The organism is uncultured Eubacterium sp. (assembly GCF_945980375.1).
Taxonomy (GTDB): domain Bacteria; phylum Bacillota; class Clostridia; order Oscillospirales; family Acutalibacteraceae; genus Eubacterium_R.
In genome coordinates this window covers 35,735-49,932 of record NZ_CAMFQO010000003.1, presented here as the reverse complement: position 1 = coordinate 49,932, position 14,198 = coordinate 35,735, and the positions used below count along the sequence as shown (strand labels likewise).

Annotated in this window: 15 protein-coding genes; all 15 read left to right on the top strand. The window is 38.4% G+C overall.

Annotation, left to right across the window (positions count from 1 at the left end; translation table 11 throughout):
• Nucleotide 1 precedes the first annotated feature (1 nt).
• The 15 genes from Q0P34_RS01970 to Q0P34_RS01900 all read left to right on the top strand — a co-directional run bounded on the left by Q0P34_RS01970 (nt 2) and on the right by Q0P34_RS01900 (nt 14,192).
• Nucleotides 2–1,477, top strand: coding sequence for a HAMP domain-containing sensor histidine kinase (locus tag Q0P34_RS01970; RefSeq protein WP_294952103.1), 1,476 nt, complete (start codon nt 2–4; stop codon nt 1,475–1,477).
• 14 nt (nt 1,478–1,491) lie between these two features.
• Nucleotides 1,492–2,463 (top strand): DUF1385 domain-containing protein, encoded by a 972-nt coding sequence (locus Q0P34_RS01965; RefSeq protein WP_294952101.1) that lies wholly within the window; start codon nt 1,492–1,494, stop codon nt 2,461–2,463.
• Nucleotides 2,463–3,278, top strand: coding sequence for a peptide chain release factor N(5)-glutamine methyltransferase (prmC, locus tag Q0P34_RS01960; RefSeq protein WP_294952098.1), 816 nt, complete (start codon nt 2,463–2,465; stop codon nt 3,276–3,278). Before Q0P34_RS01965 ends, prmC begins: the two co-directional genes overlap by 1 nt.
• Before the next feature lie 4 nt (nt 3,279–3,282).
• Complete coding sequence (locus Q0P34_RS01955; protein ID WP_294952095.1) at nt 3,283–3,972, top strand: site-2 protease family protein; 690 nt, start codon at nt 3,283–3,285, stop codon at nt 3,970–3,972.
• A 15-nt stretch (nt 3,973–3,987) separates the two neighbouring features.
• Nucleotides 3,988–4,716, top strand: a complete 729-nt coding sequence (locus tag Q0P34_RS01950; protein ID WP_294952093.1) for a segregation/condensation protein A — start codon at nt 3,988–3,990, stop codon at nt 4,714–4,716.
• A complete protein-coding gene (scpB, locus tag Q0P34_RS01945; protein ID WP_294952090.1) occupies nt 4,709–5,341 on the top strand; it encodes an SMC-Scp complex subunit ScpB in 633 nt (210 codons plus the stop codon). The genes Q0P34_RS01950 and scpB overlap by 8 nt, the downstream gene beginning before the upstream one ends.
• On the top strand, nt 5,342–6,097 hold the full coding sequence (locus Q0P34_RS01940; RefSeq protein WP_294952087.1) for a hypothetical protein: 756 nt from the start codon (nt 5,342–5,344) through the stop codon (nt 6,095–6,097).
• A gap of 18 nt (nt 6,098–6,115) precedes the next feature.
• Nucleotides 6,116–6,505, top strand: coding sequence for a spore germination protein GerW family protein (locus Q0P34_RS01935; RefSeq protein ID WP_294952084.1), 390 nt, complete (start codon nt 6,116–6,118; stop codon nt 6,503–6,505).
• A 54-nt stretch (nt 6,506–6,559) separates the two neighbouring features.
• Entirely contained in the window at nt 6,560–7,609 is a 1,050-nt protein-coding gene (locus tag Q0P34_RS01930) for a D-alanyl-D-alanine carboxypeptidase family protein (RefSeq protein ID WP_294952082.1), read from the top strand.
• Nucleotides 7,591–8,334, top strand: a complete 744-nt coding sequence (locus Q0P34_RS01925; RefSeq protein WP_294952079.1) for a pseudouridine synthase — start codon at nt 7,591–7,593, stop codon at nt 8,332–8,334. Before Q0P34_RS01930 ends, Q0P34_RS01925 begins: the two co-directional genes overlap by 19 nt.
• Nucleotides 8,335–8,477: 143 nt before the next feature.
• Nucleotides 8,478–9,800 carry a carboxyl transferase domain-containing protein gene (locus Q0P34_RS01920; protein WP_294952076.1) on the top strand — a complete coding sequence of 441 codons (1,323 nt, stop codon included), beginning with the start codon at nt 8,478–8,480 and terminating at the stop codon, nt 9,798–9,800.
• 14 nt (nt 9,801–9,814) lie between these two features.
• Nucleotides 9,815–10,186 carry a biotin/lipoyl-containing protein gene (locus Q0P34_RS01915; protein ID WP_294952074.1) on the top strand — a complete coding sequence of 124 codons (372 nt, stop codon included), beginning with the start codon at nt 9,815–9,817 and terminating at the stop codon, nt 10,184–10,186.
• A 10-nt stretch (nt 10,187–10,196) separates the two neighbouring features.
• Entirely contained in the window at nt 10,197–11,594 is a 1,398-nt protein-coding gene (locus tag Q0P34_RS01910) for an oxaloacetate decarboxylase subunit alpha (RefSeq protein ID WP_294952071.1), read from the top strand.
• A 95-nt stretch (nt 11,595–11,689) separates the two neighbouring features.
• Entirely contained in the window at nt 11,690–13,090 is a 1,401-nt protein-coding gene (locus Q0P34_RS01905) for a transglutaminase-like domain-containing protein (RefSeq protein ID WP_294952068.1), read from the top strand.
• A gap of 82 nt (nt 13,091–13,172) precedes the next feature.
• Nucleotides 13,173–14,192, top strand: a complete 1,020-nt coding sequence (locus Q0P34_RS01900; RefSeq protein WP_294952067.1) for an NAD(P)-dependent oxidoreductase — start codon at nt 13,173–13,175, stop codon at nt 14,190–14,192.
• Nucleotides 14,193–14,198 lie beyond the last annotated feature (6 nt).

Here is a 14,198-nt window from a genome sequence, read left to right as displayed (position 1 = left end):
AATGAACAAGGATTTTAATGCTTATGTAAAAAAATTAAAAAGCAAAAAAATCGAGGGTATTACTCGCAGATGGCTTGTTTTAATTATAGGTCTGATTGTTCTTTTGTTTACCGTTGCATTTATTGTTTGTACATCGCTTATAAGGGTTTATTATTATAATTCGGTAGAAAGCATCGTTAATTCTGCCGCATCCGATTCTGCAGTTAATTACTTTGAAAACAGTATAAATAACGGCGAATCGCTTGAGTCATCTGCAGCTTTATACATTGATACATATTCCAACAAAAATTCTACAACAGTTTGGATTGTTGATAATGAGGGTAATATAATCATTTCTTCAAACGGATTTGCTGTTGAAAAGCAGGAAATGCCCGATTACAATTCTGCTATGGAAAATGATGAGGGCAAGGGCAAATATATAGGCAAGCTTTCTAACGGTCAAAAGGTTATGGCTGTAACGCGCGTAATAAAAAGCTCCGATAACATCAAGGTAGGCGCCATTCGCGTTATGACAGCGGTAGAACGGGTTGACAAACAAATTGCAGGTATTTCCGTAATGATTGCATTTATTTTTATAATTATTTTTGCAATTGTTATTTTGTCAAATCTGTATTTTATCAGGACGATTATTACACCTCTTAAAGAGGTAAACCAAGCCACAAAGGTGATTGCACAGGGCAATCTTGATGTTCGAATTGAGAAAAAATACAACGATGAAATCGGCGACCTTGCAGACAGTATTAACACTATGGCATCGGAAATTGCAACCGCCGATAAAATGAAAAATGATTTTATTTCAACTATATCTCACGAGCTGAGGACCCCTTTAACCTCAATTAAAGGCTGGGGAGAAACCTTAACTCTCGGCAATCAAGATAATGTTGATGAGCTTACAAAAAAAGGCTTGCAGGTTATTGTTAAGGAAGCAGGCAGGCTTGAAGGCTTTGTTGAGGAGCTTTTGGATTTTTCAAGGCTCCAAAGCGGAAGAATGACACTTCGTCTGTCAAAGGTGGATATTCTTGCCGAGCTTGAGGAAACTCTGTTTACATTTATTGAGCGTGCTGTTCGCGAGGGATACGAGGTTAAATACAGCATACCCGAAACTCCCTGTATAGCAAATGCAGATGCAAACAGATTAAAGCAGGTATTTATGAATATACTTGACAATGCGTTAAAATATTCGCGTCCGGGCAGTAAAATTCTTGTTAAAGCCGAACTTACGGAAAGGGATGGCAATGATTATGTAAAAATAGCAATTGCCGACCAAGGATGCGGAATTTCAGCAGAGGATTTACCTCATGTTAAAGAAAAATTTTATAAGGCTAATGTCAGTGTTAAGGGTTCGGGTATCGGACTTGCCGTGACATCGGAAATTGTAAATTTACATAATGGATATTTGGATATTGACAGCGTTGAAGGAAAGGGAACCTTGGTTACTATTCTTCTTCCTTTAATTGACAGCTCTCAACATTCTTAATTGAAAGGAAAATAATGAGTAAAAAACAACACATAACATCTGTCGGCGGACAGGCGCTTATTGAGGGAATAATGATGCAGGGGCCAAGGGGAATTGCTACTGCTGTCAGAAAAACCGACAAATCAATTCTTGTTGAGTATCATAAATTCACTCATCTAAAGGATAAAAACAAATTTTTCGGCTTGCCTGTAATCAGAGGCATTGTTGCCTTTTTTGAATCTATGATTATGGGCTATAAGCTTCTTATGTATTCCGCAGAGGCTTCCGGTATGGAGGACCTTGAGGATGTAGAAATGAACAAATTTGAAAAGTGGCTGACAGACAAGCTCGGTGACAAATTTATGGACATAATTATGGCATTTGCAAGCTTGTTAGGATTTGCACTTGCGTTTGTTATATTCTTCTTTTTGCCTGTATTCGTTTTTAATAAGCTTAATTCATGGACCGATATGGCTCTTACTCCTTGGCAGGGCACCATCGAGGGCACAATGAAAATTATTATTTTTGTTGTATATATGCTTTTGGTGTCTCAAATGAAGGATATTAAAAGGCTGTTTCAGTATCACGGTGCGGAGCATAAAAGCATTGCCTGTTATGAATCGGGCGAAGAGCTTACGGTAGAGAATGTAAAAAAATGCTGCCGCTTTCATCCTCGTTGCGGTACATCATTTATGTTTGTAATGCTGATATTAAGCATTATAATTGTAACTCTGCTTTCGCTTGTAGTACCCGCAGAGCTAAAGCAAAATACAATAATTTGGATGTTAATTAAGCTACCTCTTATTCCATTAATTATGGGTATTGGCTACGAATTCATAAAGTACGCAGGAAAACATGATAATGTCTTTGTAAAGATTGTTTCTGCTCCGGGTCTTTGGATGCAAAGAATTACAACCAAGGAGCCTGATGACGATATTATTGAGGTCGGCATCGAGGCAATAAAGGCTGTTATCACCGATAATATTGAGGATGATGAAGTAAAGTAATGACTCTTAAAGAAGCATTTGATTACAGCTTTAGCTTTCTTAATGCAAACGGAATTGATGAGCCTGACTTTAAGGCATTGACTGTTTGCTGTCATATTGCAGGCATACGCAACAGTGAATACCATTTTAACAAAGAGCAGATTATTTCCGACAAAAAGCTTGACGATTGTCTATGTAGATTAAAATCCGGTGAGCCATTGCAATACATTATCGGTAAATGGGATTTTTTTGACAGTGAATTTTATGTTGGCGAAGGCGTATTGATTCCAAGACCGGAAACCGAGGAGTTAGTTGAGCTTGCAATAAATATTCTTAAAAATGTCAATAATCCCATTGTTATTGATTTGTGCAGCGGTACAGGATGTATAGGCATCAGCATTGCAGAGGCTTTGACCGATTCAAAGGTTTATTGTATTGAAAAAAGCAAAAAGGCTTATTCATATTTACTTAAAAATGCAAACGGTGTTGATAATGTTGTTCCAATCAACGACGACATTTTTAATGATATTAATATAGAAAAGGTTGATTTAATTATTTCAAATCCACCGTATATCAAATCCTGTGATATTCAAAATCTTCAGGATGAGGTTAAACGAGAGCCTGCAATGGCACTTGACGGAGGAGTTGACGGACTTGATTTTTACCGAGTAATCAATGATAAGTGGTTTGGTTTTATAAAGAAAAACGGTTTACTTTTACTTGAAATCGGTAATGATCAGGGTAGTGATATTCTTGAGGTTTTAACAAATTTCAGGAATGTTGAGGTAAAAAAAGATTTGTACGGCAACGATAGAATGGTTGTTGCAAGAGGGTGAGTGTATGATTTCTATTTTTAGATATATTCAGCAGGGTGAGTATCTTCTTGCCGTAATAGCAGTATTGTCAAGATGCTTTGTTGTATTTTGCTGTTTACCGATTCACGAGTTGGCACACGGTTTTATGGCGCATCTTCTTGGTGATAATACAGCAAAAAATCAAGGCAGACTTACATTTAATCCCTTTTCACATCTTAACCCTATCGGTACGGTAATGATTTTTCTGTTTGGTATAGGATACGCAAATCCCGTTCCGGTTAATCCCCGCAATTTCAAAAATGTAAAAGGCGGTATGGCATTAACTGCACTTGCAGGTCCGCTTGCAAATATTCTTATGGGATTTGTATCTGTATGGGGATTTTTTATTGTTAATGCAATTCCTGCTTTTTCGCAGGTTGGCGGATCAATGGCAGGCTTTGGCGGTGCAATAGCTGCATTCTTCCTTTATTCTGCACAGATAAATGTTATGCTTGCAGTGTTTAATTTGTTTCCTATTCCACCGCTTGACGGCTCAAAAATCCTCGCCGCAATCTTACCCGATAAGGTTTATTACAAGTATATGATGTATGAAAGATATGTAATGATCGGTCTTATGATTCTATTGTTTACAGGTATTCTTGATACACCTATAATGTTTTTAACAAATAAGCTGTTGAACATAATTTCAATTATTCCAAGCTTGATTTTTGGATAATATACAAGAGGCTTTATGGATAATTTAACGTATAAAATTGAGGTGTTTGAGGGGCCCATGGATTTGCTCCTGCATCTTATAAGTAAGCATAAACTGAATATTAACGACATTCCCATTGTTGAGCTTGTTAATCAGTATCTTGATTACGTTCGTCAAATGGAGGAGGCTGATTTTGATATTGCAGGTGATTTTCTTGAAATGGCCGCAAGGTTAATTTATATCAAAACTGTTTCTCTTTTACCTCGTCACGAGGAGGCGGAGGTGCTTAAAAAAGAACTGACGGGAGAGCTTATTGAATACCGTGACTGTAAGCTGATGGCTGAAAAGCTTTCAAATCAAACCGAGGGCTTTGGCAGGTTTGTAAGACAGCCTCAAGGCGGATGGGTTAACTATGATTACGAACGCTTTCATGAGCCTGATGAATTACTTGATGCATACATTAATGTTGCAGGCAAGGCACAAAGGAGATTACCCCCGCCCATTGATTCCTTTAAGGTTATCGTTGCAAAGAAATTTGTAAATGTAGCGTCAAAGGTTAGAACCGTTATGCGAAAGCTTTGGAGTGGAAAAAAGGTTAGCTTTCTTAATCTGTTTGACGGAGCAAAATCAAAATCAGATATAGTGGCAACCTTTTTGGCAGTGCTTGAGCTTGCAAAAACAAAAAGAATTACGGTTGATGGTGATATGCACAATCCAACCGTTCAAATAGTAAACGAAGCTAATGAGGTAGAAGCAGTTGAATAAAACAGATAATTTGATATCAACAATTGAGGCAATGCTTTTTGCTTCGGGAGATCCCGTTGAGGCATCAAAGCTTGCAGAGGTGCTTGATATTGATATAGAAACAGTTGAAAAAATGCTTGGGCATTTAAGCGCTCTTTATGATGAACGAAGCTCAGGCTTAATGATTATTCGCATTGATAACAAGTATCAAATATGCACAAGAGAGAAATACAGCGAGGAAGTAAGAAAGCTTATGGAGATAAAGAAAAACACTCCGTTAAGCAATGCTGCCTTTGAGGTGCTTGCAGTTATTGCATACAACAAAACCGTTACCCGTTCATTTATTGAGCAGGTTAGGGGAGTAGATTGCTCAGGACCTATTTCTTCACTTGTTCAAAAGGGTTTGATTGAGGAAAAGGGAAGAATGGATCTACCCGGAAGACCTCTTATCTACGGAACTACCGACAGATTTTTAAGATGCTTTTCGTTAAATTCTCTTGAGGATTTGCCCGATTTGCCGAAAAATGATGAGATTGACAGTATAGCAAGGGATGAAAGCCAAACATCTTTATTTGACAATGAGAATAAAAATGATATACTAAAGGAAAAGGAAATATCAGAAATTGCTCATATTGAGGAGGAATAAATGAAGGTATTTTTAATTATACTTGCTGTCATTGTATTTCTTATTGCAGTAATTTTATCATTATCTGCCGAAGCAACCATAATTTATGATAATGGCTGGCACACATCCGTACAGATTCTTTTTATCAAAAAGGATGTTGAGCTTTCAAAGATTTTGAACTTTGTTCTTTTTCCGGAAAAGGCAGGCAAGGAAGCCGCCGAAAAAAAGAAGCAAAAAAAAGAACAAAAGCCTGACAATACTCAAAAACAACCTGATAATACTGACATTGTTCAGGAAACACAGGAAAATACAGATGAAATTAAGGCAGACGCAACCAATCCTGCTGTAAACAGTGAAGCACAGCCGCAACAACCACCAAAGAAAAATATTATTCAAAAGATTATTGATGAGGACGGCATTGTCGGTATTATGCTTCTTGTATCAAATCTTTTGGAAACCGTTAACACGGCAGTAGTAACTTTATTTAGGGGTTTGCATATTTACTCATTATATGTTAAAATGATTATAGGCGGTGGTGATGCCGATGAAATTGCACGTTCATACGGTAACATCTGCGGTATGTATTATCCTATAAAGGGTATCATACTTAACGGTATGAAGGTTGACCAATACGACGACTATATTCAGCCTGATTTCTTGGCAACGCATAATGAATACGAATTTCAGCTTATAGCATCGCTTAATGTTGCACTTATACTTAAAGTCGGACTTAAGGCAGGAAAAACATTCCTGATTAATTTAATAAAAAACAGATAATATTTAAGGGGAAAGATTATGAGAGAGACTCCGGTAAACAAAATTATGGAATCAACACTTGAAAAAATGAGAGAAATGGTTGATGTTTCAACCATTATCGGCGAGCCTATGGTTACAGGCGATACAACACTTATTCCTGTATCAAAGGTATCATATGGCTTTACAACAGGCGGTACCGACCTTCCGTCAAAACAGAACAAGGAATTGTTTGGCGGTGCAGGCGGTGGCGGAATTTCCATTACTCCTGTTGCATTCATTGTTATTCAGGATTCAAAGGTTAGATTGATGCAGATTAACAACTACACATCATCTGCCGACAGAGCTATTGCTATGATTCCTGAGCTTGTTGATAAGCTCACTGAGCTTACAGAGGCAAAGAAAAAGGATTCAACACCGGCTGAGGAATAAATATTTTGTTTAATTAAATATAATCACCTGCATATATTTATGTGGGTGATTGTTTTGTGTAAAAGAATAGTAGCATTTATTTTCGCATTTATTTTTGCTTTTCCGTCAACCGTGTATGCGCAGGGCATTTCTATCAGCGCAGATAACGCCGTAGTTTATGATAAAATAAGCTCTGCGGTTTTGTATCAAAAAAATTCCGATAAACGCGTCGCCATGGCTTCTACAACAAAGATAATGACCTGCTTAATTGCCTGTGAAAAATTAAATGCAGATGATGTTGTTTTCATTTCAGATAATATGCTAAAGGGAACAGAGGGCTCGCTTATTTATCTTAAAGCAGGCGACAGAATAAGTGTTTATGATTTAATTAAGGGTGCTATGCTTGCCTCGGGTAATGATGCGGCAAATGCTCTTGCCGTGTATATCGGTGGTAGTATTGAGAGCTTTGTATCACTTATGAATGATTATGCAAAAGCAATAGGAATGGAAAGCACAAGCTTTGCCACTCCGTCGGGGCTTGACAGTGCAAAGCATTATTCAACCGCTTATGATATGGCAAAATTAACGGCATATGCTCTTGATAATGAGCTTTTTAAGTCAGTATGTTCTATGCAAAAAGCCGACATAAGCATTAACGGTAAAACACAAACAATATATAATCATAATAAGCTTTTGTATCAAATAGAGGATTGCATCGGCGTTAAAACAGGATTTACAACAAAAGCAGGCAGATGTCTTGTAACGGCATACGAATACAAGGGGAACACAATAATAATTGTAACCCTAAACGACAGTGACGATTGGAACGACCACAAAAAGCTTTATGATTATGCAAAAAGAAAATATAAAACCTTAGCTAAAAACGAAATTATAAATATAAGCATAGTCGGTGCAAATGAATCAACCGTCAGTTGTGTTGCAAGGTTTGATATATCATACTTTGACGACATTAGCATAAAGTATTATTATTATCCTATACTGTACACACCTGTTTTGCAGAATACAGTTGTAGGTAAGGCAGAGATTTATTCAAATAACAGATTGATTGGGACAGTAGATATTATTGCCCCGGAAAGTGTAAGGGTATGGCAAACAACGAGGTAAGATTACAAAAATTTATGGCAGAGCAGGGAGTTGCCTCCCGAAGAAAGAGCGAGGAGCTTATCCTTGCAGGCAAGGTAAAGGTCAACGGTCATGTTGCCCAAATCGGTATGAAAATAAATCCGCGTAAGGATTTGGTAACAGTTGGAAAGCAAAAGCTTACTAATGTAAAAAACAGAAAAATGGTTTATATTATGCTAAATAAACCACGTGGATATGTTACAACCGTGTCAGACGAGCTTGGAAGAAAAACAGTTATGGATTTACTTCCTGATTTCGGTGTGAGAATTTATCCTGTCGGCAGACTGGATAAGGACAGCGAAGGGTTACTGCTTCTTACCAATGATGGTTCATTTACCAACTGTATGACGCATCCGTCACACGAATATGCAAAGGTATATCGTGTTACAGTCAGACCTTCTGTTGATGATAACATTCTTTATAATCTTCGAAACGGAATAGAAATAGACGGTAGGGTTACTGCACCGTGCGAGGTAACTGTTTTAACCGAGGAGGAAAACAGAGTTGTTCTCGAGTTTGTTCTTCATGAGGGCAGAAATCGACAAATCCGTAAAATGTGTGAAAGTCAGGGACTCGAGGTTGCAAGACTCAAAAGAATATCTATCGGTCCGATAAAGCTCGGTATGCTAAAGCAGGGTGATTACAGAGAGCTTTCGGAGCAGGATGTAAAAAAACTGCTTCGCTCTGCGGGTCATTCGGACAAATAATTTGCAAAAAAGTCAGATTTATATTTGACTTTTTTTATTTTTATATTGATATTTTTACCTAATAATGTTAATATATAAAATAGCGAAATTTGGATATTTTGATATTCGGGTTTACTTTAATTAACTCGCAAGGAGGATTCTCAATGAGCAATTCAAACAAAGAGAATGTTGCCATTCAAAGGCTTGCATCTCTTTTTGATGACGGTATCTTTACCGAGATTGATCCGTTTGCAAAGGGTGCTGACGGTGATGTTGAGGTTGTAGCCGGATTCGGTTATGTAAACGGAACCGAATGTTATGCTTTTGCACAGGACAGTAACGTTAACAGCGGCGCGATAACAGTTGCACAGTGCACAAAGCTTTCAAAGGTTTTTAATTTAGCTAAAAAAACAGGCTGTGGAATTATAGGTATTTATGATTCAAACGGTGTTCAGCTTACAGAGGGATTTGAGGTGCTTAATGCCTTCGGTGAGGTTGTAAAAGCAGCTTCTATGCTCTCGGGTGTTGTGCCGCAGATTTCCGTAATTACCGGTGCCTGCCTCGGAACATCAGCTCTTATAGCTAATTTGGCTGATGTTGTTATTGCAGTAAAGGACAGCGATTTTTACATCACAGCTCCGAGCGATATTACAGTTGAAGAAAGCGCAAAGCAGGGAATTGTTGACATTACCTGTGATACATTTGATGACGCTGTTGAGCAGGCAAAGAAGCTTGCCTGTATGCTTCCTAAAAATAATTTGTACAGCGCACCTATGGTTGATTTTGAATATTCAGCTCCGTCAGTTGTTGCAGCAAATGGCTCAGCTGTAAATGATATTATTGATTCAATTCTTGATTCAACCGTTTCTGTTGAGCTTAAGGCTGATTATGCTAATCGCGTTATTACAAAGCTCGGTACGGTTGACGGATGCACAGTAGGTGTGGTTGCATTTGCTGATGACTTTGTTTGTCCGTCTGCGTCTTACAAAGCAGAGGCTATGGTTAAGCTTTGCGATTCATTTAACATTCCTGTTATTACAATTGCTAACAGCACAGGATTGGCTAAAGACAAGGAGTCACAAATGCTTGTCGCTGCAACAAAGCTTACATCAGCATACGCAAGTGCTACCTGTCCTAAAATCAGCTTAATTACAGGACAGGCTATCGGTTGCTCGTATATTATTCTTGCCGGCAAGGGTGCAAATGCCGATGTTACATTGGCTTGGAACAATGCCGTTGCTTCTCCGCTTGATGTTGAGGCTGCCGTTTCTTTCCTTTATAATGACAGACTTGCAAATAACGAGGATCGTGCAAAGCTTGAGGACGAATACAGACAAACAGTCGGCTCTGTGTATACAGCAGCTGCATGCGGAGCTGTTGATGATGTTTTTGCTCCGGAGGAAACGAGGGCAAAGATTTCTCAGTATCTTGATATGCTTGCAAGCAAAAGAGAAACAACTATTCCAAGAAAACATTCTGTAAAATAACGGAGGATATAAAAATGAAAAATTATACTATTACTGTAAACGGTACACCATATAACGTAACTGTTGAGGAGGGCACTTCAACTGCAGCTGCTCCGGTTGCTGCTCCTGTTCAGGCACCTGCTCCACAGGATGCTCCGGCACCAAAGGCAGCTCCTGCTCCTGCCGGTGCAGGAAGCGTAAAGGTTGATGCTCCTATGCCGGGTAACATTTTGGATATTAAGGTATCAAACGGTGATGCTGTAAAGGCAGGTCAGGTGCTTTGTGTTCTTGAAGCAATGAAAATGGAAAATGATATTGTTGCTCCGCAGGACGGTACCGTTGCTTCAATCAATGTAAACAAGGGTGATTCTGTAGAAGCAGGTCAAACTATTATCACTTTGGCATAAGAGGTGCAATATGGCAAAAATTGGAATTACCGAAACTGTCTTACGTGATGCACATCAGTCGTTGATTGCTACCCGTATGAGAACAGAAGAATTTGTTGATATTCTTGACAAAATGGATGCTATCGGTTTTCATTCGTTAGAGTGCTGGGGCGGTGCAACCTTCGACAGCTGTCTTCGCTTTCTTGACGAAGATCCGTGGGAGAGATTAAGAACTATAAGAAAAAAGTGTCCAAACACAAAGCTTCAAATGCTTTTCAGAGGGCAAAATATGCTTGGCTACCGTCATTACAGTGATGAGGTAGTTGATTACTTTGTAAAAAAGAGCATAGATAACGGTATTGATATTCTTCGTATATTTGATGCTCTTAACGACGTGCGCAACCTTGAAACTGCAATAAATGCCGCAAATAAATATGGCGGTCACGTACAGGCTGCGATTTCATATACCACAGGTCCTGTATTTGATACAAAGTATTATTGCAATTATGCAAAGCAGCTTGAGAATGCAGGTGCTTCATCAATCTGTATTAAGGATATGGCAGGCTTGCTGACTCCTTACGGCACATATGATTTGGTTAAAGCACTCAAGGAAACCGTTAATATTCCTATTCAACTTCATACCCATTATACATCGGGACTTGCTTCAATGGTGCTTCTAAAGGGCATTGAGGCCGGTGTTGATGTTATTGATACAGCAATGTCACCACTTGCTATGGGCACATCACACGCCGCAACAGAGTCAATGGTTGCCGCTCTTCAGGGTACAGAATATGACACAGGTCTTGACCTTAAAGCATTGAGTGAGGTTAGAGATTTCTTTGCTCCGCTTCGTCAAAAATACCTTGACAGCGGTCTGCTTGATCCTAAAATGCTTGGCGTTGATGCTAACACCTTGCTTTATCAGGTACCGGGCGGTATGCTTTCAAACCTTAATAGCCAGCTTAAACAGGCAGGCAAGGAAGATAAGCTTGAAGAGGTTTTGGCTGAGGTTCCGAGAGTTCGTAAGGATTCAGGTTATCCTCCACTTGTTACACCTACATCTCAAATCGTAGGTACACAGGCTGTATTTAACGTTATCATGGGTGAAAGATACAAGATGGTTACAAAGGAATTTAAGGATATGGTTGCAGGTAAGTACGGTGCTACTCCATGTGAAATTGATCCTGAATTCAGAAAGATGATTGTCGGTGATGATGATATAATTAATTGCCGTCCTGCCGACCTTCTTAACGATACCATCGATCAGTTCAAGAGTGAAATTTCCGAATTCTATGAGCAGGAGGAAGATGTTCTTTCCTACGCACAATTCGGACAGGTTGCCGTTAAATTCTTTGAAAAGAGAAGAGACAAAAAATACGGCCTTGACGGAAAGCATGATAATATCGAAACAAAGGTTCATCCGGTATAATTTATAATACTAAAAAAACAGCGTTCTTGACGGAGCGCTGTTTTTTTAGTATTATATAAATGGATATATAATTTAGATAAAAAGGATGTGATTTTGTGAAAAAAATTAGTTGTATTATACTAAGTCTTATCTTATTAATTTCTGTTTTTGCTCCTTTAGCTGTTTATGCAAATACAGATATAGCCCAGGATAATGTACCCCTTTTACAGGAGGGCGAAGTTGTTGACACATTCAGCCCTAAATATTCAATAAGCGATTCAACATTGGCTACTGCTCAAGATACTATTTATAACGGGTTAATTAATGTTAAATCATATTTTGACCTTTCATCTTACAAAATACCGATACCTGAATTTCTTTTGATATATTCAAATGTTATTAATGACAATCCGGAGCTGTTTTATGTATCAAGCAATATTCAGTACGGCTATTATGAAAGCAATAATACAGTAGCATCCGTTTATCCAAAATATTCCTGTACAAGTGCTGAAATCGAATCAGCAAAATATGAATATAATCTAGGTATGGCAAAGGCATTGTCACTTGTTGACGACACAATGACCGATTTGCAAAAGGCAATTGTTATTCACGATTATGTTTGCTCAAAGGCAATCTATCCAACTGATGAAAAGGATATATATCATTCTGCCTACGGATTTTTTAAGGATTACAAAATTGTATGTGCGGGATATGCCTTAGTATACTCTGCAATACTTAAAGAGATTGGCATTCCTTGCCGATATGTAATTTCCAATTCTATGGAACATGCGTGGAACGCGGTTTGTATTAACGGAAAATGGTATAATGCGGATTTAACATGGGATGACACTACGTTTACAACAACAGGCAAAAACAGTATGGGTACTTATGCTCATATATACTTTTTGAAAAGCACTGCGGATTTTGAAGCTAATAAAGGCCACTCCGACAGTACATTTCCTGATAACATAGAATGTACGGACACATCGTTTGACGATGCTTTTTGGGACAGCTTAACATCCAATATTTATGTTTATAACGGAGATTACTATTATCTTGATTTGGATGCCGAAAACTTTTATATCAACCTTATTAAAAGAGATGTAAACGCAAACACCACAAGGCTTAACACCGCTAACTATCAAACCGTATATTCGCAATATTCAAACGGAATAAATGTTCCGCTTGCAAAGCTGGTAAGAATAGGGGATGTGCTTTATTTCAGCCATTCAACGAATACATTGGCATATATCCGTTCGTATGATTTGAAAACAGGGGATACATATTTGGTATACAATCATACCGACAAAAATGCCGGTTTAGGTGAAGAAAACGGTATCTTGTACTATTCTTTGTACAGTGACAGATACAATTATTTTGCGATAGATAAAGCACCACTTTTTGATAGCGCTTATCCTGCAAATAAAAGCAACAGCAGATATAATCCATATGTCGATGTAAATAACGATGGATGCATTAATTCAAAGGATTATGTGTTAATTAATATACTTGTATAAACAATGATATTTATTTATTGACGAATGGAAAAATATGTAGTATTATAATAATGTTAAATTATTTTAGATACGGGAGGGTATTATGAACGTATTGATTTTCGGTGGTACCGGTCTTCTTGGCTCGGCTGCCGCACAAATTTTTATTGACAGAGGACACAAGGTAAAGACTATTGCTCTTCCACCTCTACCGGAAGGTGCTCCTATTCCGGAGGAAATGGAAATTGAATTCGGCAATTTCCTTGAGCTTACAGATGAAGAGCTTGAAAAGGCAATGACAGGTGTTGATGCATTTGTTTATGCTGCAGGTGTTGATGAAAGAGTTGAATTTCCTGCTCCTGTATACGAAGCATACAAAAAGTACAATATTGACCCGGTTGACAGATGTCTTGCTATGGCTAAAAAATGCGGTGTTAAGCGTTGTGTTGTTCTTGGTTCATACTTTGCATGGCTTGCAAAGGAGCGTCCTGATATGAAGCTTTGCGAAAAGCATCCATATATCCGTTCAAGGATTGATCAGGAAGAGGTTGCATTTAAGTATGCTGATGAAAATATGGGCGTCGGTGTTCTTGAGCTTCCGTACATATTCGGTACACAGCCGGGCAGAAGACCTGTTTGGGTTATCCTTATTGAACAGCTTCAAAGATTTGAAAAAATGCCTTTCACCATGTATCCAAAGGGAGGCACAGCAATGCTTACAGTTCGCCAGGTTGGTGAGGCTATTGTTGGTGCTGCAGAGCAGGTTAAGGGCGCAAGAGCATATGGCATTTCCTGCTACAATATGACTTGGAGAGAATTCCTTAAGATTGTTTACAGAGCAATGGATGGAATTCCTGACAGAAAGATTGTTGATGTTCCAAAGTGGACATTCCAGGCTTTCGGTCTCGTTATGAGAAAGGATTATGCAAAGAGAAATGTTGAATCAGGAATTGATCCTGTTGGTCTTGCTGATATTATGGGCATGAATCTTTTCATTCCTACTGACGACACCAAGGAGCTTGGTTGTACTCCTGACGATATTGAGGCGGCTATCTTCGATTCTATCAAGCTTTCAAAGGACTCCTTTGAGGGTAAGGCAAAGCTTCTTGAAATGAAGGGCGAATAATAAAAA